This window comes from Nonomuraea gerenzanensis (assembly GCF_020215645.1).
Classification (GTDB): Bacteria; Actinomycetota; Actinomycetes; order Streptosporangiales; family Streptosporangiaceae; genus Nonomuraea; species Nonomuraea gerenzanensis.
Genome location: NZ_CP084058.1, coordinates 2,441,197 through 2,460,028 on the forward strand (window position 1 = coordinate 2,441,197; position 18,832 = coordinate 2,460,028).

Annotated in this window: 17 protein-coding genes; 10 read left to right on the plus strand and 7 right to left on the minus strand. The window is 71.9% G+C overall.

Translation table 11 applies throughout. The annotated features are described in order from the left end of the window. Window positions 1-36: 36 nt before the first annotated feature. The 6 genes from LCN96_RS11735 to LCN96_RS11760 all read right to left on the minus strand — a co-directional run bounded on the left by LCN96_RS11735 (window position 37) and on the right by LCN96_RS11760 (window position 6,377). On the minus strand, window positions 37-2,106 hold the full coding sequence (locus tag LCN96_RS11735) for a S9 family peptidase (protein ID WP_225272626.1): 2,070 nt from the start codon (window positions 2,104-2,106) through the stop codon (window positions 37-39). A 50-nt stretch (window positions 2,107-2,156) separates the two neighbouring features. Further along, window positions 2,157-3,002: a glutamate ABC transporter substrate-binding protein gene (locus LCN96_RS11740; protein ID WP_225272627.1), complete on the minus strand. Its 846-nt coding sequence runs from the start codon at window positions 3,000-3,002 to the stop codon at window positions 2,157-2,159. 97 nt (window positions 3,003-3,099) lie between these two features. Then, window positions 3,100-4,017, minus strand: coding sequence for an amino acid ABC transporter permease (locus LCN96_RS11745; RefSeq protein WP_225272628.1), 918 nt, complete (start codon window positions 4,015-4,017; stop codon window positions 3,100-3,102). Beyond that, on the minus strand, window positions 4,014-4,682 hold the full coding sequence (locus LCN96_RS11750) for an amino acid ABC transporter permease (RefSeq protein WP_225272629.1): 669 nt from the start codon (window positions 4,680-4,682) through the stop codon (window positions 4,014-4,016). The genes LCN96_RS11745 and LCN96_RS11750 overlap by 4 nt, the downstream gene beginning before the upstream one ends. Before the next feature lie 58 nt (window positions 4,683-4,740). Beyond that, complete coding sequence (locus LCN96_RS11755; RefSeq protein WP_225272630.1) at window positions 4,741-5,508, minus strand: glutamate ABC transporter substrate-binding protein; 768 nt, start codon at window positions 5,506-5,508, stop codon at window positions 4,741-4,743. Window positions 5,509-5,621: 113 nt separating this feature from the next. Continuing rightward, window positions 5,622-6,377: an amino acid ABC transporter ATP-binding protein gene (locus LCN96_RS11760; protein WP_311132260.1), complete on the minus strand. Its 756-nt coding sequence runs from the start codon at window positions 6,375-6,377 to the stop codon at window positions 5,622-5,624. A 160-nt stretch (window positions 6,378-6,537) separates the two neighbouring features. Here LCN96_RS11760 and miaB point away from each other — a divergent pair, with 160 nt between their 5' ends. From miaB to LCN96_RS11780, 4 genes are all read left to right on the plus strand, one after another. Then, entirely contained in the window at window positions 6,538-8,037 is a 1,500-nt protein-coding gene (gene miaB, locus LCN96_RS11765; RefSeq protein ID WP_225272631.1) for a tRNA (N6-isopentenyl adenosine(37)-C2)-methylthiotransferase MiaB, read from the plus strand. A 1,379-nt stretch (window positions 8,038-9,416) separates the two neighbouring features. Beyond that, window positions 9,417-9,989 (plus strand): hypothetical protein, encoded by a 573-nt coding sequence (locus LCN96_RS11770; RefSeq protein ID WP_225272632.1) that lies wholly within the window; start codon window positions 9,417-9,419, stop codon window positions 9,987-9,989. Window positions 9,990-10,076: 87 nt separating this feature from the next. Further along, on the plus strand, window positions 10,077-10,826 hold the full coding sequence (locus LCN96_RS11775) for an isocitrate lyase/PEP mutase family protein (protein ID WP_225272633.1): 750 nt from the start codon (window positions 10,077-10,079) through the stop codon (window positions 10,824-10,826). Window positions 10,827-10,871: 45 nt separating this feature from the next. Next, window positions 10,872-11,525: a class III extradiol ring-cleavage dioxygenase family protein gene (locus LCN96_RS11780; RefSeq protein WP_225272634.1), complete on the plus strand. Its 654-nt coding sequence runs from the start codon at window positions 10,872-10,874 to the stop codon at window positions 11,523-11,525. On the opposite strand, the gene LCN96_RS11785 is transcribed toward LCN96_RS11780, so the two are convergent. Next, window positions 11,498-12,415 carry a ribonuclease Z gene (locus tag LCN96_RS11785; RefSeq protein WP_225272635.1) on the minus strand — a complete coding sequence of 306 codons (918 nt, stop codon included), beginning with the start codon at window positions 12,413-12,415 and terminating at the stop codon, window positions 11,498-11,500. The genes LCN96_RS11780 and LCN96_RS11785 overlap by 28 nt on opposite strands. 1 nt (window position 12,416) lies before the next feature. Between LCN96_RS11785 and LCN96_RS11790 the strand changes: the two genes are divergently transcribed. The 6 genes from LCN96_RS11790 (at window position 12,417) to LCN96_RS11815 (ending at window position 18,816) form a co-directional block, all read left to right on the plus strand. Next, a complete protein-coding gene (locus tag LCN96_RS11790) occupies window positions 12,417-12,929 on the plus strand; it encodes a methylated-DNA--[protein]-cysteine S-methyltransferase (protein WP_225272636.1) in 513 nt (170 codons plus the stop codon). A gap of 12 nt (window positions 12,930-12,941) precedes the next feature. Then, the gene (gene miaA / locus LCN96_RS11795; protein WP_225272637.1) at window positions 12,942-13,847 is read left to right on the plus strand and encodes a tRNA (adenosine(37)-N6)-dimethylallyltransferase MiaA; all 906 of its coding nucleotides are present in this window, start codon (window positions 12,942-12,944) and stop codon (window positions 13,845-13,847) included. 9 nt (window positions 13,848-13,856) lie between these two features. Next, on the plus strand, window positions 13,857-14,669 hold the full coding sequence (gene dapF / locus LCN96_RS11800) for a diaminopimelate epimerase (protein ID WP_225272638.1): 813 nt from the start codon (window positions 13,857-13,859) through the stop codon (window positions 14,667-14,669). A gap of 48 nt (window positions 14,670-14,717) precedes the next feature. Beyond that, a complete protein-coding gene (locus tag LCN96_RS11805; RefSeq protein WP_225272639.1) occupies window positions 14,718-15,479 on the plus strand; it encodes an SCO6745 family protein in 762 nt (253 codons plus the stop codon). A gap of 19 nt (window positions 15,480-15,498) precedes the next feature. Then, window positions 15,499-17,775 carry a tetratricopeptide repeat protein gene (locus tag LCN96_RS11810; protein ID WP_225272640.1) on the plus strand — a complete coding sequence of 759 codons (2,277 nt, stop codon included), beginning with the start codon at window positions 15,499-15,501 and terminating at the stop codon, window positions 17,773-17,775. Between the two features lie 252 nt (window positions 17,776-18,027). Continuing rightward, the gene (locus tag LCN96_RS11815; RefSeq protein WP_225272641.1) at window positions 18,028-18,816 is read left to right on the plus strand and encodes an SDR family NAD(P)-dependent oxidoreductase; all 789 of its coding nucleotides are present in this window, start codon (window positions 18,028-18,030) and stop codon (window positions 18,814-18,816) included. The last annotated feature ends 16 nt before the right edge of the window (window positions 18,817-18,832 follow it).

An 18,832-nucleotide genomic window follows, 5' to 3' on the forward strand; every position in this document is an offset into this window, starting at 1 on the left:
CCGCTCGCCGTCCTTGGAGAGCCGCTGGCTGTCGTTCTAGGAGAAGATCTGCTGGTAGAAGGCCAGCTCCGCGGCCAGGGCGGCGGCGCGGGTCTCGGTGCGGCGGAAGCCGTGGGACTCGCCCTCGAAGGCCAGGTACGTGCACGGCACCCCGCGTTCGGCGAGCGCGTCGGCGAAGGCCGTCGACTGCTCGGGCGGCACCACGGGGTCGTCGAGGCCCTGGAGGAGCAGCATGGGGCAGCTCACCCCGTCCACGAGGCCGAGGGGCTCTCGCGAGGCGTACACCTGCGGATCCTCCGGGCCCACCAGCCACTCCACGTAGCGTGACTCGAAGTCGTGGGTGTGTGCGGCGAGCGGGGCGAGCGCGCTGATGCCGTAGTACGACACGCCTCCCGCGAACACGTCCGAGCGGCAGCAGGCCGCCATCACCGTCCAGCCGCCCGAGCTGCCGCCGCGCACCGCGATCCTGGCGGGGTCGGCCAGGCCCTGGGCGGCCAGCCATTCGGCGGCGGCGATCGCGTCCTCGACGTCCACCACGCCCCACTGGCCCCTGAGGCGGTCGCGGTAGGCCCGGCCGTAGCCGGTGGAGCCGCCGTAGTTGAGGTCGAGGACACCGATGCCGCGCGAGGTGAGGAACGCCTTCTCCAGATCGAGCGCGGTGTCGGCGTGGGCGGTCGGGCCGCCGTGCACGAAGATCACGTATGGGGGTGTGCCGCCGTCGGTGGCGGGGGCGTGGGGCGGGTACAGGAACGCGTGCACGTCCCCCTTCGAGCGCCCAGTTTCCTCCACGCGCACAGACCTTCGCCCGTGCACGTCCCCTTGCGCGAGGGCGCTTTCCTCTGCGTGCGCGCTTGTGTCGGAGGGGGTGCGTCGCTCTGCGTGCGCGCTTGTGTCGGCGGGGGTGGGTCCCTCTGCGTGCGCGCTTGTGTCGGCGGGGGTGCGTCCCTCTGCGTGCGCGCTTGCCTCCGCCGGGGTGCTTCTCTCTGCGTGCGTGCTGGCCTCCGCGAGTCCGTCTCTCCGGATCAGGACGGCCTCGGGGACGGGCAGCAGGCCGGGGTCGGGCGGGGTCGTGAGGTCGCGGGCGAGCACGTGGTGCCCGCCTGTCGCGGTGTCCACGGTCACGACCGTACGGGGCGTCGTGGCCGCGTACGCGATGCCGATCACGGACGGGCCGTCGGCGGCCAGTGCCGCGTTCCAGCCCGTGTAGGGCAGGTCGAGCTCGGTGAGCGTGCCGGAGCCGGGGTCGAGCAGGCCCAGCCGCAGGTCGCCGCGCCCGTGCAGGACCGCCAGGCGGCCGTCGGGCAGCACGGTGTACGGCATGCCGCCGAGCTGCCACGGCGGCAGCGTGAACTCCTCCTCGGCCGGGTGCAGCGCCTGGGCCTCCTCCCCGCGCAGGCCGGTCTCGTAGAGGTTCCACCAGCCGGAGGAGTCGGAGACCAGGTAGAGCGTGGAGTCGTCCTTCCAGGCCGGTGCCAGCACGGACTCGGCGGGGCCGCCGCGGACCGTCCGGGCGTCGCCGCCCGTGAGGGGGAGGACGCGCAGCTCGGTGCCGTCCCACGGCATGCGGGGGTGGTTCCAGCAGACGTAGGCCAGGTGTCGCCCGTCGGGGGAGATGGCGGGGCCGGCGTAGAAGTCGCAGCCCGTGGCCCACACGCGGGGCTCGCCGCCGTCCAGCGGGATCGCGACGACGGCCCTGGTGACCTTGCCGTTCTCGTCGTGGTGCTCGCGTACGCACCACACCTGGCCGTCGTGGACCAGCAGGTCCGCGTAGCGGCAGCCGTCGTCGGTGAGGGGCCGCGGCTCGGCGCCGTCGGCCAGCACGTACAGGCGCTGGTCGCGCAGGTTGGCGAAGATCACCTCGCCCTCGGGGGTCACGGCGTAGGGCCGGCCGCCGTACTCGTGCACCCGCGTGCGCGCGCACCAGGGGGCGGGCAGCAGCTCGCGGCGGGTGCCGTCGGCGTCGCGGCGGACGATCACCGTGCGCCCGCCCTCGTCGGGGCGGTCCTCGGTCCACCACACCCGGCCGTCGAGGGCCACGGGCCAGCCGGGACGGACGCCGGAGCCGGCCACGTCTTGGGTCGAGATGGGGGAGGGCCAGAAGGGCATACCCGCATCCTGCCGGAAGATCGCTTGGAGTGCGGGCCGGTCCCCCAAGATCAGGGACAGCCTTCAGGGCGGGGCAGGGCGGAGGGCAGCATGAGATCGGTCCTGCCGAACCATTTGCGGAGCAACCGGGTGGTCGTGCCCGTCCGCCACATGTCGGCGATCGCCTGGTTGACGGCCTCGCAGGTCTCGGTGTCGCCCTTCTTGAGGCCGACGGCCCACTTCTCGTTCGTGATCGGGTCGTTGAGCAGCCGGAACCTGCCGGGGTCCTGCTCGGCGAACCCGGCCAGGATCAGGTTCTCGGTGCTGACGGCGTCGAGCTGGTTCGCGGCGAGCTTGCGTACGCAGTCGGAGTAGTTGGCGGCGTCCACCAGGTGGGCCGGCAGGTCGAGCTTGCCGTCGGGGGGCGGGTCCACGATCCGCCGGTAGGAGTTCGAGCCCTGGGCCAGGCAGATCCGCTTGCCCCTGAGGTCGCTCGTGCGCCGGATGGCGGTGTCGTCGGCGCGGACCATGGTGTCCTGCGGGACGATCGCGTACGGGCCGCCGAACGTCACCTTGGGCTTGCGGGCCCTGGTGATGGAGTAGGAGGCCACGATCATGTCCACGGTGCCGTTCTGGAGCAGCGCCTCGCGGGTGGACGACGGCGACTCGCGCCAGGTGATGCGCACCTTGGCGCCGTGGGCCAGGTGGTTGACGAGGTAGCGGGCGACGTCGGTGTCGAAGCCCTGGGGCTCGCCGTCGCCGAGCTTCAGGCCGAGGCTCGGCTGGTCCCATTTGGTGCCGACCACGACGGTGCCGGTGTTCCTGATCTTGTCCACGACCGTGGCGTACGAGCCGCCGCCGCCACACGCGGCCAGCCCCACCGTCACAGCCGCCCCCGCGAGCGCCGCCCTGCGCATGTTCACCCGGATACCCGCGCGGGCCCTGCCGCAATGCGGAGGAGGGACAATCTTTGACGACTCGGGCGGCGAGCATGACGCCCGCCGCCCGAGAAGGTCACTCCAGGGGCTTGTCGGGCGCCAGCCCGCCGCCCTCGGTGCCCTGCCCGGCGCCCACGCCGACCTCGGCCGAGCCGGGCGCCGCGACCGGCCGCGCCGCCGTCTTGCGGCTGCGCCTGCTGCGCCGCTCCAGCCAGGTGGCCAGGTAGCTCAGCGCCATGTTCAGCGTCACGTAGATGACGCCGATGACGATGGCCGCCGGGATCAGCGAGCCGAAGAACCGCGCCGGCAGGATCTTGAAGCCGGTGTTGAGCAGGTCCACGTAGGCGATGATGTAGCCGAGCGCGGTGTCCTTGAGCAGCACCACGAGCTGGCTGACGATCGCGGGCATCATCGCCGTGACGGCCTGCGGCAGCAGGACCAGCCGCATCACCTGGTTCTTGCGCATGCCCACCGCGTACGCGGCCTCCGACTGCCCCTTCGGCACCGCGTACACGCCGGCCCTGACAACCTCGGCCAGCACGGAGCCGTTGTAGAGCATGAGGCCGAGCACGACGGCGATGAACGCGTAGTCGCCGCCGCCGGCGACCATCGGCGCCAGGTAGAAGATGAAGAAGATCAGCAGCAGCAGCGGGATGGCCCGGAACACCTCGACCACCGCGCCGGCCGGCACCCGGATCCACTTGTGGTCGGAGAGCCTGGCCAGGCCGAAGACCGCGCCGAACACCAGCGCGAGCACCGCCGCCACGGCCGCCGCCCGCAACGTGCCGATGAGACCGGGGATGATGTAGAAGTCCCAGGTCTCCCACCGCAGGAAGGGCTCCCAGATCTTGCCCTCGAACTGGCCCTTGGCGTCGAACCCGCGGTAGACGCCGTACAGCACGGCGCCGACCGCGATGACGCTGATGACGGTCAGCGCGTGGTTGCGCAGCCGCCCGCGCGGGCCGGGCGCGTCGAACAGCACGGAGGTGGTCATCGGACCACCGCCAGGCGCCGCGACAGCCAGCCGGTGAAGAACCCGATGGGCATGGTCAGCGCCATGAAGGCGACGACGAGGCCGAGGAAGATCGGGATCGACGCGCCGGTCGTGTCAAAGGTGATCTTCATGACGGCCGCCGACTCCAGCAGGAAGCCGCCCGCGGTCGCGACCGTGGTGTTCTTGATCATGGCGATCATCACGCTGCCCAGCGGCGCGATGACCGCGCGGAACGCCTGCGGCAGGATGATCATCGTGAGCGACTGCATGAACGTCAGCCCGATCGCCCTGGCCGCCTCGGCCTGGCCCATCGGCACCGTGTTCACGCCGGCGCGCAGCGCCTCGCACACGAAGGCCGCCGTGTAGAGCGACAGCCCCATCGCCACGATCCAGAACGAGTTGGTCGTCGGCGTCTCGGAGAAGACCAGGCCGAGCTGGTCGCTCAGACCCAGCGCGGAGAACGCCAGCACCAGCGTCAGCGGGGTGTTGCGCACCACGTTGACGTAGACGGTGCCGGCCGCGCGCAGGACCGGAGTGGGGGAGACCCGCATCGCCACCAGGACCGTGCCGAGGATCAAGGAGGCGATCACGCCGACGATCGACAGCTTGACGTTCTCCAGGAAACCCAGCGCGAGGTCGGGTGCGTACTTGATTAGTTCGTCCATCGTGCTCCACCGAAGGGGTGACGGGCGGCCGGGTCACCGGCCGCCGTCACCGGCGTGATCAGGCGCAACCCTCGGCCGCGGGCGCTTCCGTGGACACCTTGAGGCCCTGGATGCCGCCGAACCACTTGTCCAGCAGCGTCTTCATGGTGCCGTTGCTCCACAGCGCGGCCACCGCCTTGTTGACGGCCTCGCAGGTCTTGGTGTCGCCCTTCTTCAGGCCGATGCCGTACTTCTCGTCGGTGAAGCCCTGGCCCAGCACCTTGAAGTTGCCGCCGGCCTGCTTGGCGAAGCCCGCCAGGATCAGGTCGTCGGTGGTGACCGCGTCGAGGTTGCTGCCCGTCAGCTTCTGCACGCACTCGGAGTAGTTGGCGGCGTCGACGGTGGTGGCGTCGATGTCGAGCTCACCGTCCGGGGGCGGGTCGGTGATGCGCTTGTAGGAGTTGGAGCCCGAGGCCTTGCAGATCTTCTTGCCCTTGAGGTCCTGCGGGGTGTTGATCGAGGTGTCGTCCTTGCGGACCATGATGTCCTGGTGGGCGACGACGTACGGGCCACCGAAGGTGACCTTGCCCTTGCGCTCCTCGGTGATGGAGTAGGTGGCGAAGACGATGTCGACCGTGCCGTTCTGGAGGAACGGCTCGCGGTTGGACGAGGCCGACTCCTTCCACTCGATCTTCACATCCTTGCCGCCGTTCACTTCCTTGAGCACGGCCTTGGCCACGTCGACGTCGAAGCCCTCGGGCTCGTTGCCCATCTTCAGGCCCAGGCTCGGCTGGTCCCACTTGGTGCCGACCACGACCGTGCCGCCGCCAGTGATCTTGTCGGCCACGGTGGCGTAAGTCTCTTCCCCACCGCCACAAGCGGCCAGGCCCGCGGCGAGTGCCGCAATGGAGAGCACCGCTCCCGTTCGACGCATGTGCATGTGTACCTGCCTCATAACTCTCAGTGCGTGAGGATCTTCGAAAGGAAGTCGCGCGCACGATCCGTCTGCGCGTTGGTGAAGAACTCGTCGGGGGTGTTCTCCTCGACGATCTGCCCGTCCGCCATGAACACGACCCGGTTGGCGGCACGGCGGGCGAACCCCATCTCGTGCGTGACGACCATCATGGTCATGCCGTCACGCGCCAGGCCGATCATCACGTCGAGCACCTCCTGCACCATCTCGGGGTCCAGTGCGGAGGTGGGCTCGTCGAACAGGATCATCTTCGGGTCCATGGCCAGTGCCCTGGCGATCGCGACCCGCTGCTGCTGACCGCCGGAGAGCTGCGCGGGGTACTTGTCGGCCTGAGCCGCGATGCCCACCCGCTCCAGCAGCTCCATCGCCCGCTTGTCGGCGGCGTCCTTGGCGATGCCGCGGACCTTGGTCGGGCCGAGCGTGACGTTCTCCCGGATGGTCTTGTGGGCGAACAAGTTGAACGACTGGAAGACCATTCCGACCTCGGAACGCAGCCTGGCCAGCGCCTTGCCCTCGGCGGGCAGCACCTGCCCGTCAAATATGATCTTGCCGTCGTTGATCGTCTCCAGCCGGTTGATCGTGCGGCAGAGCGTGCTCTTCCCGCCGCCCGACGGGCCGATGACGACCAGAACCTCGCCACGAGAGACGGTCAAGTTGATGTCCTTCAGGACATGCAGCGCCCCAAAGTGCTTGTTGACGTTCTCCAACTGGACCAGTGGAGTGGCGTCCCCGTTCTCCGTCATGGAGTAAAACGTAGAGGGCGTTAGAGCGCTGTGCACTAACCGAGCGGTACCGATCCGATCACATCATGCCGCCAAGCTGGCCTTTTAGATCCATCAGGACCCCCTCGGGGCGCTCGTCCTGGCCACCGCAAGCCGTACAACGACTACCCTTGAACGTGCCATGACTGTGACCCAGGAGGGCGCCCGCACATACGAAGTGCGCACATACGGGTGCCAGATGAACGTCCACGACTCCGAGCGGCTGTCGGGCCTGCTGGAGGACGCCGGTTACGTGCCCGCCTCCGACGGCGAGACGGCCGACGTGGTCGTGTTCAACACGTGCGCCGTGCGGGAGAACGCCGACAACCGCCTCTACGGCAACCTCGGCCACCTCCGGCCGGCCAAGACGCGCAACCCGCGCATGCAGATCGCCGTCGGCGGCTGCCTGGCGCAGAAGGACCAGGGCGAGATCGTCCGCAAGGCGCCCTGGGTCGACGTGGTGTTCGGCACGCACAACATCGGGTCGCTGCCGGTGCTGCTGGAGCGGGCCCGCATCGAGGGCGAGGCGCAGGTCGAGCTGAAGGAGGCGCTCGAGGTCTTCCCCTCGACGCTGCCCACCAAGCGCGAGTCCGCCTACGCCGCCTGGGTGTCCATCTCGGTCGGCTGCAACAACACCTGCACGTTCTGCATCGTGCCGTCGCTGCGCGGCAAGGAGAAGGACCGCCGCCCCGGCGACATCCTCGCCGAGGTCCAGGCCCTGGTGGACCAGGGCGCGCTGGAGGTCACGCTGCTCGGCCAGAACGTCAACACCTACGGCGTGGAGTTCGGCGACCGGCTCGCCTTCGGCAAGCTGCTGCGCGCCTGCGGCGACATCGACGGCCTGGAGCGCGTCCGCTTCACCTCGCCCCACCCGGCCGCCTTCACCGACGACGTGATCGCCGCCATGGCCGAGACGCCCAACGTCATGCACCAGTTGCACATGCCGCTGCAGTCGGGCTCCGACCGGGTGCTGAAGGCGATGCGGCGCTCGTACCGGGCCGAGCGCTACCTCGGCATCATCGAGCGCGTCCGCGCCGCGATGCCAGACGCGGCCATCTCCACCGACATCATCGTCGGCTTCCCCGGCGAGACGGAGGAGGACTTCCAGGGCACCCTGGACGTCGTCCGCCAGAGCCGCTTCGCCAACGCCTTCACCTTCCAGTACTCCATCCGCCCCGGCACGCCCGCGGCCACCATGCCCGACCAGGTGCCCAAGGAGGTCGTGCAGGAGCGCTACGAGCGGCTCGTGGCCCTGCAGGAGGAGATCTCCTGGGAGGAGAACAAGAAGCAGGTCGGGCGGACGATCGAGGTGCTGGTCGCGGAGGGCGAGGGCCGCAAGGACGACGCCACCCGCCGACTGTCCGGCCGCGCTCCTGACAACCGCCTCGTGCACTTCGCCGTGGGCTCCGAGACGCCTCGGCCGGGTGACATGGTGACCGTCGAGGTCACGTATGCGGCTCCGCATCATCTGGTGGCCGATGGGGCTGTGCTGGAGGTCCGGCGGACTCGGGCGGGGGATGCCTGGGAGGCTCGGCAGGGGGCTCCGGCGGGGGCCGATGGGGCGGGGGTGCTGCTGGGCATGCCCACCATCGGGCGGCCTGCGCCGCTGCCTGCGGCGACCGGGGGTTGCTCGGCCCACTGACGAGGCCGCCCACCGCCCGCTTCTGCCGGCGGCGCAGCGCGGCACGGCGGCGCAGCGCGGCACGGCGGCGCAGCGCGGCACGGCGGCGCAGCGCGGCACGGCGGCGCAGCGCGGCACGGCGGCGCAGCGCGGCACGGCGGCGCAGCGCGGCACGGCGGCGCAGCGCGGCACGGCGGCGCAGCGCGGCACGGCGGCGCAGCGCGGCACGGCGGCGCAGCGCGGCACGGCGGCGCAGCGCGGCACGGCGGCGCAGCGCGGCACGGCGGCGCAGCGCGGCACGGCGGCGCAGCGCGGGCCTGCCTTTGCGTGTCCGGCGCCGGGTCGGCGGGGTGTGGTGCGGAGGTGTCCGGCGCAACGTGGTCGGTGGCAAGCCCGCATGAGGGCGGAGGTGCCCTGCCGCGTGGTGGCGCCTGGATGTCACGGAGCGGGCCGCGCGTGGTGAAGGCGCGTGGTGACCGGCCCGCCCTCGCCGGCCAGGTGACGAGGGCGAGCCAGGCGGTCACCGGGTGAGCCGGTCGAGGACCTGCTCGCAGGGCTGCCGCCGGAAGTCGTTCATCGTGGCGCAAGGATTGGGCATCCCACGCGCGGGCGCAGGCGGATCGGCGCGGCGACTAGGCGTGACACCGCCCGACGGCCGTCGCGGCGGAGGCGCCTGCGGGGACGCCTGCGGCGTAGGCAAGCCCTGAGTCCGATCAGCAGGCACCGCACGCACCCTAGGAGGGATATGCGGCCTGCCGGCCCCAGGAGCGTGAGGGGACCGCCGAGGACGGTGCAGAGCCGTAGCCAGGGATTCGCCGACCCCCGGAACGGCAGTGACGTCCAGAGACGGCTTGTTCCGGCCGCCGAAAGGCGCGGACCCGCGCGCAACCGGAGGACCGCCCACAGGCGGTACGAGCCCCCCGTCCACCCCCACGTCCCACGGCGGCACCACCTCGATCCACGGCGGCGACAGCGGCCCGAGCGCGAGGCCCGCGGGCTGCGCCGACGGAAATTGGATCGATCCATTCGAAGCGGCACTCGCCCCGGAAGTAACGGTCGCTGTTTGTGGCATGCCAACTGCCGACAGTGGCGAAGGAGACGTATTCGATCTTGCGGAAAGCGGGGTTTCCTGATCATTTCCACCGGCTCTTTGCGGTGCCGCCTCGGGCGCGTTACTGAATGCCAGGCATATTCCCAGCCCCGCGGTGGCGAGCACGCCGACCGCTCCCGCCAGAGGTCCGAGGGGCAGGCGATCACCTGGGCAAATGGATCGAAGGGGGGACAAGTCGTGATTCCTTTGTGATTGGTGTGCGAGCATTCAGTCGTTGCGGCTAGTGTGGTCCATCACCCGCGGAAGCCGGCGAGCTTTCCCCGATACGACCGCAGGGAGCTGTAACCCCATGCATGATCCGAACGCGCCGGATCGTCAGGAGATCCTGTCCGGGCCGGGAGACACCCGCCCGGCCACCAGGAATGGCCGCCCGAGAAAGGCGACGAACAAGAAACCGCTCATCATCGCCGCCTCGGCGCTCGTCGCCCTGCTCGCGGCGGGCGGCGCCGGCTACCTGCTGGCCGGGAGCCCCGGCGAGGCCGCGCAGCAGAGCGGCGGCCGTCCCGCCCCCGCGCAGACCACCGGCGGGGCCGACGACCTCGGTGGCGACGACCTCGGTGGCGACGACGCCACGATGGGCGACGTCACCGCCGAGTCCCCCGCGGACGGCGACCTGTCCACCGACGCCCCCGGCGACGGCAGCATGGGCGACGTCGCCGACGCCCCAGGCACGGGCGACACCGGCTCGACCGCCACGGACTCCCGGCCCGCGACCCAGGCCAGCAGCGGCACCGGCAAGAAGCCGGCCACGACGTCCCCGACCAAGGCGCCGCAGTCCTCCGGCAGCGACACCCCCGCCGACACCCCCGCCAACGGGCCCGCGGGTGAGGTCGCCGGCCAGTGTGCGAAGAGCGGCTGCTAGCCGGAGCCGGCACGCCGCCACTGGCTTGCCCGTTATGGGCCGAACTGGCACTACAAGGGGAACCACCCCGCCCCTATGGTGCAGGGCATGACGAATGCCAACGCGTCCGCACTGCGTGCCCTCCACGTCCCGGGCACCCCGCTGATCCTCCCCAACGTCTGGGACGCCGCCTCCGCCCGCGCCGTCCGCGACGCGGGTTTCCCCGCGGTGGCCACCAGCAGCGCCGCGGTCGCGCACGTCCTCGGCTACGACGACGGCGAGCACACGCCGGTCGGCGAGATGATGGCGGCCGTCGCCCGGGTGGCCAGGGCGGTGGAGGGCGTGCCCGTGACGGCGGACGTCGAGCGCGGGTACGGGCTCAAGCCCGCCGAGCTGGTCGAACGCCTGGCGGAGGCGGGCGCGGCCGGCTGCAACATCGAGGACTCCGTGCCCGGCAGCGGGGAGCTGGTGGAGCCGGAGAGGCAGGCGGAGTTCCTGGCCGAGGTGCGGGCAGCCGCCGGCGACGCGCTGGTGATCAACGCGCGGGTCGACGTTTACCTGTACGGGCGGGGCCAGGACGTCAGGCAGGAGGCCGTCGCGCGCGGGCGGCGGTACCTGGAGGCGGGGGCGGACTGCGTGTACCCCATCCTGGCGAGCGGCGAGGACGAGATCAGGGCGCTGGTGAGCGCGCTGGGCGCACCGGTCAACGTGTACCTCGGCCCCCGGACGCCGGGAATCCAGCGGCTGGCGGAGCTGGGGGTGGCCAGGGTCAGCTTCGGGAGCGGCCTGCACCAGGCGGCCGACGCCTTCACCCGGGGGATGATCGCCAAGGTGGTGGAGGGCCGGAACCCCTTCTGAGCGCCGGAATCCCTTCTGAGCGCCGAGCCACGTACGCTTGCGCTCGTGCTTGTCGCCGCCGCCGTCTGCCCCTCAACCCCGCTGGTCGTGCTCGGGCTGCCCGAGCTGCGCTCCGCCTGTCGGACCGCGATCGCCACGCTGCGCCGGGCGCGGCCCGACGCGCTGGTCGTGGTGGGCGGGGCGGAGACGACCCGTACGTACGACGGCGGCGTGGCGGGCACCCTGCGCCCCTGGGGCGTGGACCGGCGGGCGGGCACCGGGGAGCCGGTGCTGCCGCTGTCGCTGACCGTCGCCCGGCTGCTCCTGGACGACACCGCGCCGCAGGGCTTCCAGTCCGTGGCGTTCGACGCGACGGCCGCGGACTGCCTGGCGCTGGGGCGGCGGCTGGGCGAGCGCGCGGAGCGGGTGGCGCTGCTGGTCACGGCCGACGGGCCGGCCAGCCTGAGCCCGCGGGCCCCGGGCAGATACGACGAGGCGGCGGGCCCGTACCATGACCTGATCGCCAAGGCCGTCGCGGCCGGCGAGCCCGCTGCGCTGGCCGCGCTCGACCCGCAGGAGGCCGACAGGCTGTGGGTGAGCGGGCGGGCCGCGCTGCAGGTGCTGGCGGGCGCGGCGGGCACGCGCACGTACCAGGGGCGCCTGCTGGCCCAGGCGGCTCCGTACGGGGTCGGCTACCTCGCAGGGGCGTGGCTGGCCTGACGCTTCGGCACCGGGATGCGCATCAGGTCGCGGGCCGTCACCACCTCGCCGTCGAAGCTGCGGCGTACCTCCTCGACGAAGGACGGCTCGTCGGCGAAGCCGTACCGCTCGGAGAAGTGCGTGAGCACCAGCCGCCGCACGCCCGCGTCGGCCGCCACGACCCCCGCCTCGAACGCCGTCAGATGCCCGTACTCCTTGGCCAGCGCGCTCTCGGCGGACAGGAACGTGGTCTCGATCACCAGCAGGTCCACCCCGGAGGCCAGCTCGAAGACGGAGTCGCAGAGCCGGGTGTCCATCACGAACGCCGCGCTCTGGCCCGGCCTGGGCACGCTGCACTCCGCCAGCGTGATCCCGCGGACGGAGCCGGTGCGCTGCAGCTCGCCGATCTCGGGGCCGCGGATGCCGTGGGCGGCCAGCTTCTCGGGCAGCATGCGGCGGCCGGCCGGCTCCTGGACGCGGTAGCCGTACGACTCGACGGGGTGTGACAGGCGGCGTGCGATGAGCGGCCCGACGCCGGCGAGGTCGCCGGACAGGGGATGCTCGGCGATGACGTCCGTGTCGGCGAACGCGGCGGCGTGGCGCAGCCGCCGCCAGTAGTGCTCGCCCGAGCCGGGGAAGAGCGCGCGCACCGGGTGCCGCACCCGGTCGCGGGCGATGCGCTGGACGACGCCCGGCACGCCCAGGCAGTGGTCGCCGTGGAAGTGCGTCAGGCACAGCCAGTGCACGTCGTTCGCGCTCAGCCCGGCGTGCACCATCTGCCGCTGCGTGCCCTCGCCCGGGTCGAACAGGAAGCCCTGCCCGTCCCAGCGCAGAAGGTAGCCGTTGTGGTTACGGTGTCGGGTAGGAACGGCGCTGGACGTGCCCAGCACCACGAGTTCACGTGAGGACACGATGACCACCACGGTTGCCTTCGCCGAGGTGCCCACGCCTGTGGGCCCGTTCGTGCTGGGCGTCACCGAGACCGGCCTCGTCGCGTCGGGCTGGGGGTCCCGCGCCCGGCTGGCGGGCCGGCTCGACCTGGCTGAGGTTCATGATGCGGATCGTACGGCCTGCGTGGTCGCCGAGCTGAACGCTTATTTCGCGGGCGAGCTGAAGACCTTCGAGACGCCGATCGACTGGCGGCTCATGTCGGGCTCGCGGCTGCGCGTGCTCCAGGCCCTGCATCGGGTCCCGTACGGCAAGACCGTCACCTACGGCGAGCTGGCCAGGCTGAGCGGCTCCAGCGTGCCCGCGCGGGGCATCGGCTCGATCATGGGCTCCAACCCGATCCCGATCGTCGTGCCCTGTCACCGGGTGATCGCGGGCAGCGGGCTGGGCGGGTTCAGCGGCGGCGAGGGCGTGGAGACCAAGCGGTGGTTGCTGACTCATGAGGGATACCTGCAACCGACGCTGCTCGATCTCTAGCAAACTGGTCGGGTGCCTCAGCAGCCAGTCATCGCCGTCGTGGGCCCCACGGCCGCAGGAAAGTCCGATCTCGCCGTGGATCTCGCCCTCAGGCTGGGCGGCGAGTGCGTCAACGCCGACTCCATGCAGCTCTACCGCGGCATGGACATCGGCACGGCCAAGCTGACCGAGCAGGAGCGGCGCGGGGTGCCGCACCACCTGCTGGACGTCTGGGACGTGACGGTCACGGCCAGCGTGGCCGAGTACCAGAAGCTGGCCAGGGCGGTCATCGACGCCGTCGAGGTGCCCGTGCTGGTCGGCGGCAGCGGCCTGTACGTGCGGGCGGCCATCGACGAGCTGGAGTTCCCCGGCACGGAGCCGGAGATCAGGGCCCGGCTGGAGGCGGAGCTGGCCGAGCGCGGCCCCGCCCCGCTGTACGAGCGGCTGCGCGAGCGCGACCCGGCCGCGGCCGCGGCGATCCTGCCGAGCAACGGCCGCCGCATCGTGCGGGCCCTGGAGGTGATCGAGCTGTCCGGCCGCCCGTTCTCGGCCACGATGCCCTCCTACGACGCCGTGTACCCGAGCGTCCAGATCGGGCTGGAGGTGCCCAGGCCGGAGCTGGACGCGCGGATCGAGCTGAGGGTCGAGCGCATGTGGGCGGCGGGGCTGGTGGACGAGGTGCGCGCGCTGCTCGATCAGGGGCTGGCCGAGGGGCGTACGGCCAGCCGCGCACTCGGCTACGCGCAGGTGATCCGCTTCCTGGAGGGCGAGTGGAGCGAGGAGCAGGCGATGACCGAGACGGTCAGGCTGACCAGGCGGTTCGCCCGGCGGCAGGAGTCGTGGTTCCGGCGTGACCCGCGGGTCTGCTGGCTGCCCTACGACGCTCCGGACCTGCTTGACCGGTCCCTCGCGCGAATCCCGGGACACGCGTGCGAATAAACTTCCTCAATGCGCTTTCTCAAGGGGCACGGCACCGAGAACGATTTCGTCATCCTGCCCGATCCCGACGGCGTGGTCGACGTGTCGGCCTCGCTCGTCGCCAAGATCTGTGACAGGAGAGCCGGCCTCGGCGCCGACGGCGTGCTCCGCGTGGCCCGCGCCAAGGACAGCCATGAGGTGAGCGAGCAGGCCTCGCAGGCCGAGTGGTTCATGGACTACCACAACTCCGACGGCAGCGTGGCCGAGATGTGCGGCAACGGCGTGCGCGTGTTCGCCCGCTACCTGCTCGAGGCGGGGCTGGAGCACGGCTCGGAGTTCGCGATCGCGACCAGGGGCGGGCTGCGCCAGGTGCGCATCGAGCCGAACGGCGACGTCACGGTGGACATGGGCAAGCCCGTCGTGCACGGCGAGAGCGTGGCCATGCTGGGCGGGCACGAGTATCCCGGGATCTGCGTCGACATGGGCAACCCCCACCTGGCGTGCTCGATCGGCGACCCCGTCGCCCAGCTCGACCTCACCCACCAGCCCGGGTTCGACACCACGGTCTTCCCCGCCGGGGTCAACGTCGAGTTGTTCAACCCGGTCGGCGTCAGCCGCGCCGTCATGCGCGTCTTCGAGCGCGGCTCGGGCGAGACCCGCTCCTGCGGCACCGGCGCGGTGGCCACGGCCGTCGCCGCCGCGCACCTGTCGGGCGACACCACCGGCACGTGGACGGTCGAGGTGCTGGGCGGCACGCTCACCGTGATCCTCGACGAGGAGACCAGCTACCTGTCCGGCCCCGCGGTGATCGTGGCCAGCGGCGAACTGACGCTTGCAGAATGAAGTTCTAATGGGGGATGCTGGGTCTACTTCGCGAACTGAGAGGTGGACATGGCAGACCCCCGCACCACCGCCATACAGGTGAAGAACCCGATCGGCCAGTTCGGCGGCGGCTTCATGATCTCCCGAGAGGTCAAGGCCATCTGCGAGGAGTACGGCCTCGGCGCCCGCGAGGTCTACTTCAGGGGCCGCTGCGGCGTGCTCGGCGAGTGCGACGCCGACGTGGTCACGGCCGTCGCCGTCTTCTTCCCCGCCGCGCACGTCGAGGAGTGCTGGAACGGCGGCCGCAAGCTCCCCGTCGAGCGGGCCGTCGAGCTCTACGCCGAGGCCTGCCAGGCGTGGGGCCGGCGCAAGCTGGGCGGCTACCAGGGCTGCGCCAGGCTCGCCGAGCTGCTGGAGCCGGTCGTCGAGCAGGCCTCGCCGGTGGGCGCGCCGCTCTTCGCGGGCTGGCGGGCCGTGCCGCTGCCGGACGACCCGCCCGCCAGGGCCACTCAGCTCATGCACGTCGTCCGCGAGCTGCGCGGCGGCCTGCACGCCAACGCCGTGCTCGCGGCCGGGCTGCACCCGCTGGAGGCGACGCTGGCAGGCGACCACACCGGGACGCCGTTCGGGCAGGGGCAGTCGATGGGCGAGGCCGTCGCCAAGTTCTTCACCTGGCCGGAGCCGTACGCCAAGCCGGGCCCCGACGTGCTCGCGCGGCGCGCGGCGGTGGAGGAGACGACGGACGACCTCATGGCGCCGGTCTTTTCGGTCCTGACGGACAGCGAATCGGACGAGCTGATCGAGCTTCTGCGTTTTGGGCACGCTCGTTGACCTGGCAGACTGACTGCCCATGGACGTGGACATCTGGGCCTGGGTCGGCGAAACCCAGCAGCAGCTTTCCGAGGCGGGCAACGTTGGCCTCGCCATGGCGCTGGGAGACCTTCCCGCACAGGCCTATGAGGGCCGATATCCGCAGCTCGACGTCATGGCCCCGGCCATCGCGCAGCAGGCAGAGGCCCTGGAGCTGCCCTGGCTCGAGTTCTACGCCCGCTACTGGCACCTGATCGGCCGCATCGGCGACCGTGCCCAGGGCGCGGTCGCCATCGACGACGCTCAGCAGCTGCTCGCGTTCGCCCAGCGCGAAGACGTGCGCGAATGCCCGGCGGTCCCGGCCGCCGTCGAGGCGCTGGCCATCGTCTGGGCCAACACCGACGGCCCCGGCTACGCCACCGACCGGCTGGAGACGCTCGGCGCCTACCTCGAGAGCACCACCCCGGAGAAGCCGGCCTTCGCCGGGCTCGTGACCCAGTACGTCGCGGCCCTCGTCGACGCCGGCAAGCCGGGCGAGGCCGTCACCTACGCCGAGTCGGCCGTCGAGCGGCTGCGCACCGCCGGGCGCGAGGCCAGCTGGGAGCTGGGCGCCGAGAGCGCCCGCGCGCTGCTGGCCGCGGGCCGCGCCGACGACGCGCTCAACGCGCTGCAGGCCGCCGCCGGGTTCCAGGCCGACGACCCGGTCGCCAAGGAGCACCGCGACGGCGTGCGCCGGGCGCTCATCCTGGCCACGCTGGGCCGGATCGCCGAGGCCGTCGACGCGCTGCCCGACCTCGACGTGGTGGGCGAGCACCCGCGCGTGTGGGTGGAGTGGACCCAGGCCGTCAACAAGCTGGCCGGCTCCGCGCAGATCACCAACACCTGGCAGCTCGGCCGGGTCCTGCGCCAGTGGATGGACTACTTCGGCATGATGGGCGGCTACCGCTCGCGCGTCGAGCTCGCGCTGGTCGCGGGCGAGCTGGCCATCGGCAGGCAGGGCGTGTGGCAGGCCAGGCTGCTGGCCGACCTGGCCGAGTCCGGCAGCGCCGAGCTGCGCCAGACCGGCGACCTGACCGAGCGCATCACCGCGCTGCGGGCCACCGCCGACGCCACCGCCGAGCCCGAGGCCCCCGGCCCCGTGGCGGAGCGGGTGGGCCTGTTCGACGCCGCCGACGGCTTCAACGCCGACCCCGAGAAGTGGGTCGGCTGGCTGGCCCCGCTGTCCGGTGAGGACATCGAGGCCACCCGCCGCCACACCACCACGCTCGGTTTCCTGGGCTACCCGGCCACCGGCGCCGACATCTACTGGAAGCTGCTCGTCGACAGCGGCGACCTCGCCACCGCCGACTCCGACGACGTGGCCTACCTGACCACGCTGCTCATCGAGGCCCGCCAGGACGAGCGCCTGGAGCAGATGGCCGCCCTGCTGCCGCACGCCGCCCAGCACCTCACGCTGGCCAGGCTGCACAGCGCCCGCGAGCGCTGGCAGGAGACGGTCGACGCGGCCGAGCACGCCATCCACGCCGGTGCCGGCATCGAGGCCCGCCGCCTGCTGTCGGGCGCCGCCCAGCAGCTCGACGCCAACGCCAGGGGCGCCGAGGTGCTGCTGGAGGTGCTCGACGAGCTGACCGACGAGGACGTCTGGCGCATGATCGTCATGGCCACCTCGGCGGAGGACTGGGAGACCGTCCGCAAGGGCGCCGCCAAGATCGGCATGCCGATCAAGTCCACCGAGGGGCCGATCGAGGAGGAGATGGGCCTGATCCGGCTCATCCTGCCCGCACCCGACGGCGGCCAGCGCCAGGTCCTGTCCATCCGCACCGGCCCCGCCACCGCCCGGCTCGCCCTGCCGCAGCCGCGCGGCATGGAGTACAACGCGGGCGACCTGGTCGTCTTCGACCCTCAGCTCCTGGAGCCCGTCCCGGACGACCCCCAGGAGCAGCAGAACTTCGTGCCGCCGTTCGCCGCCGTCCGCATCCTGCGGCCCGGCGGCTACACCAGCTACTTCTTCGACGGCGCCGCGCCGAGCGAGGAGGACTGGGCGGAGTTCACCGAGGTCATGGCCGAGCGCGGCTGGCCGATGTGGGTCTACAGCGACGAGAACTACACCGTCACCCACCCGACCAGCAGCGAGCCGCTGCCGGGCGTGTTCGGCTGGGTCGCGGTGCCGCCGGACGTGTCGCCCTCCGAGGTCGACGCGCTGCTCGACGACGCCACCGAGCGGTGGGTGCACCCGCTGGCCTGGCTCGACCTGGCCCGCGAGATCGACGTCGAGGTCGAGCGGCACGAGCGGATCGTCAAGGAGTACGGGCTGTAGGTCCGTCGCAGTCACGGGCGGCTCGCCGGTGGCGGGCCGCCTCGCGCGGGAACGGTTCGCCGATGGCGGACCACCTCTCACGCGGGGGCGGCTCGCCGATGGCGGGCCGCCTTTCGCGTTCCTTGTGACGCCGCCGCGATCACTCGCGGTGCGAGGCCGACCCCCGGCGGTGCGAAGCAAGCCCTTGCTGTGCCATCCTCCCCGAGAAGACCCGCACCGGAGTGCGGCGGGCTGTGGAAGGAGCGCGAATCAGTGGGTGACGTGCGGAGTACGGATCCAGGCGTGCTGGAGCGGTTCCGGCTCGACGGCAAGGTGGCGATCGTCACCGGGGCGTCCGCGGGGCTGGGGGTGGCGTTCGCCCGCGGCCTGGCCGAGGCGGGCGCCGACGTGGTGGTCTGCGCCCGGCGCAAGGAGCGGCTGGAGGAGACGCGCAAGCTCGTCGAGCAGGCCGGCCGCCGCTGCCTGGCCGTGCCCGCCGACGTGTCACGCCCCGAGGACTGCGACGCGGTCGTGGCCGCCGCCGTCGAGGCCATGGGCTCCGTGGACGTGCTGGTCAACAACGCCGGGGTCGGCACGGCCGTGCCCGCGCTGCGCGAGACCCCCGAGCAGTTCCGCCAGGTCGTCGAGATCAACCTGCACGGCACGTACTGGATGGCGCAGGCGTGCGCCCGCGTCATGCGGCCGGGCTCCTCGATCGTCAACATCGGCAGCATCCTCGGCGAGACCACGGCGGGGCTGCCCCAGGCCGCCTACAGCGCCTCCAAGGCCGGGGTGGTGGGGCTGACGCGCGACCTGGCCCAGCAGTGGACCGGGCGGCGCGGCATCCGGGTCAACTGCTTGGAGCCCGGCTTCTTCGCCTCGGAGATGACCGAGCAGTACAAGCCGGGCTACCTGGAGCAGATGATGGAGTCGCGGGTGGTGATGAAGCGGGCTGGGGATCCGGCCGAGCTGGTGGCGGCGGCGGTGTTCCTGGCGAGCGACGCCGCCTCGTACATCACCGGGGTGACGCTGCCGGTGGACGGCGGGATCTTGATCACGTAGCTCCTCGAGGCCGGGG

Coding starts and splice junctions, on each gene's coding strand:
- LCN96_RS11760 (WP_311132260.1), bottom strand. CDS start 6,377: ATGACGGAGAACGGGGACGCCACTCCACTGGTCCAGTTGGAGAACGTC.
- miaB (WP_225272631.1), top strand. CDS start 6,538: ATGACTGTGACCCAGGAGGGCGCCCGCACATACGAAGTGCGCACATAC.
- LCN96_RS11745 (WP_225272628.1), bottom strand. CDS start 4,017: ATGACCACCTCCGTGCTGTTCGACGCGCCCGGCCCGCGCGGGCGGCTG.
- LCN96_RS11810 (WP_225272640.1), top strand. CDS start 15,499: ATGGACGTGGACATCTGGGCCTGGGTCGGCGAAACCCAGCAGCAGCTT.
- LCN96_RS11735 (WP_225272626.1), bottom strand. CDS start 2,106: ATGCCCTTCTGGCCCTCCCCCATCTCGACCCAAGACGTGGCCGGCTCC.
- dapF (WP_225272638.1), top strand. CDS start 13,857: ATGCGCTTTCTCAAGGGGCACGGCACCGAGAACGATTTCGTCATCCTG.
- LCN96_RS11805 (WP_225272639.1), top strand. CDS start 14,718: ATGGCAGACCCCCGCACCACCGCCATACAGGTGAAGAACCCGATCGGC.
- LCN96_RS11740 (WP_225272627.1), bottom strand. CDS start 3,002: ATGCGCAGGGCGGCGCTCGCGGGGGCGGCTGTGACGGTGGGGCTGGCC.
- LCN96_RS11775 (WP_225272633.1), top strand. CDS start 10,077: ATGACGAATGCCAACGCGTCCGCACTGCGTGCCCTCCACGTCCCGGGC.
- LCN96_RS11750 (WP_225272629.1), bottom strand. CDS start 4,682: ATGGACGAACTAATCAAGTACGCACCCGACCTCGCGCTGGGTTTCCTG.
- LCN96_RS11790 (WP_225272636.1), top strand. CDS start 12,417: ATGACCACCACGGTTGCCTTCGCCGAGGTGCCCACGCCTGTGGGCCCG.
- LCN96_RS11770 (WP_225272632.1), top strand. CDS start 9,417: ATGCATGATCCGAACGCGCCGGATCGTCAGGAGATCCTGTCCGGGCCG.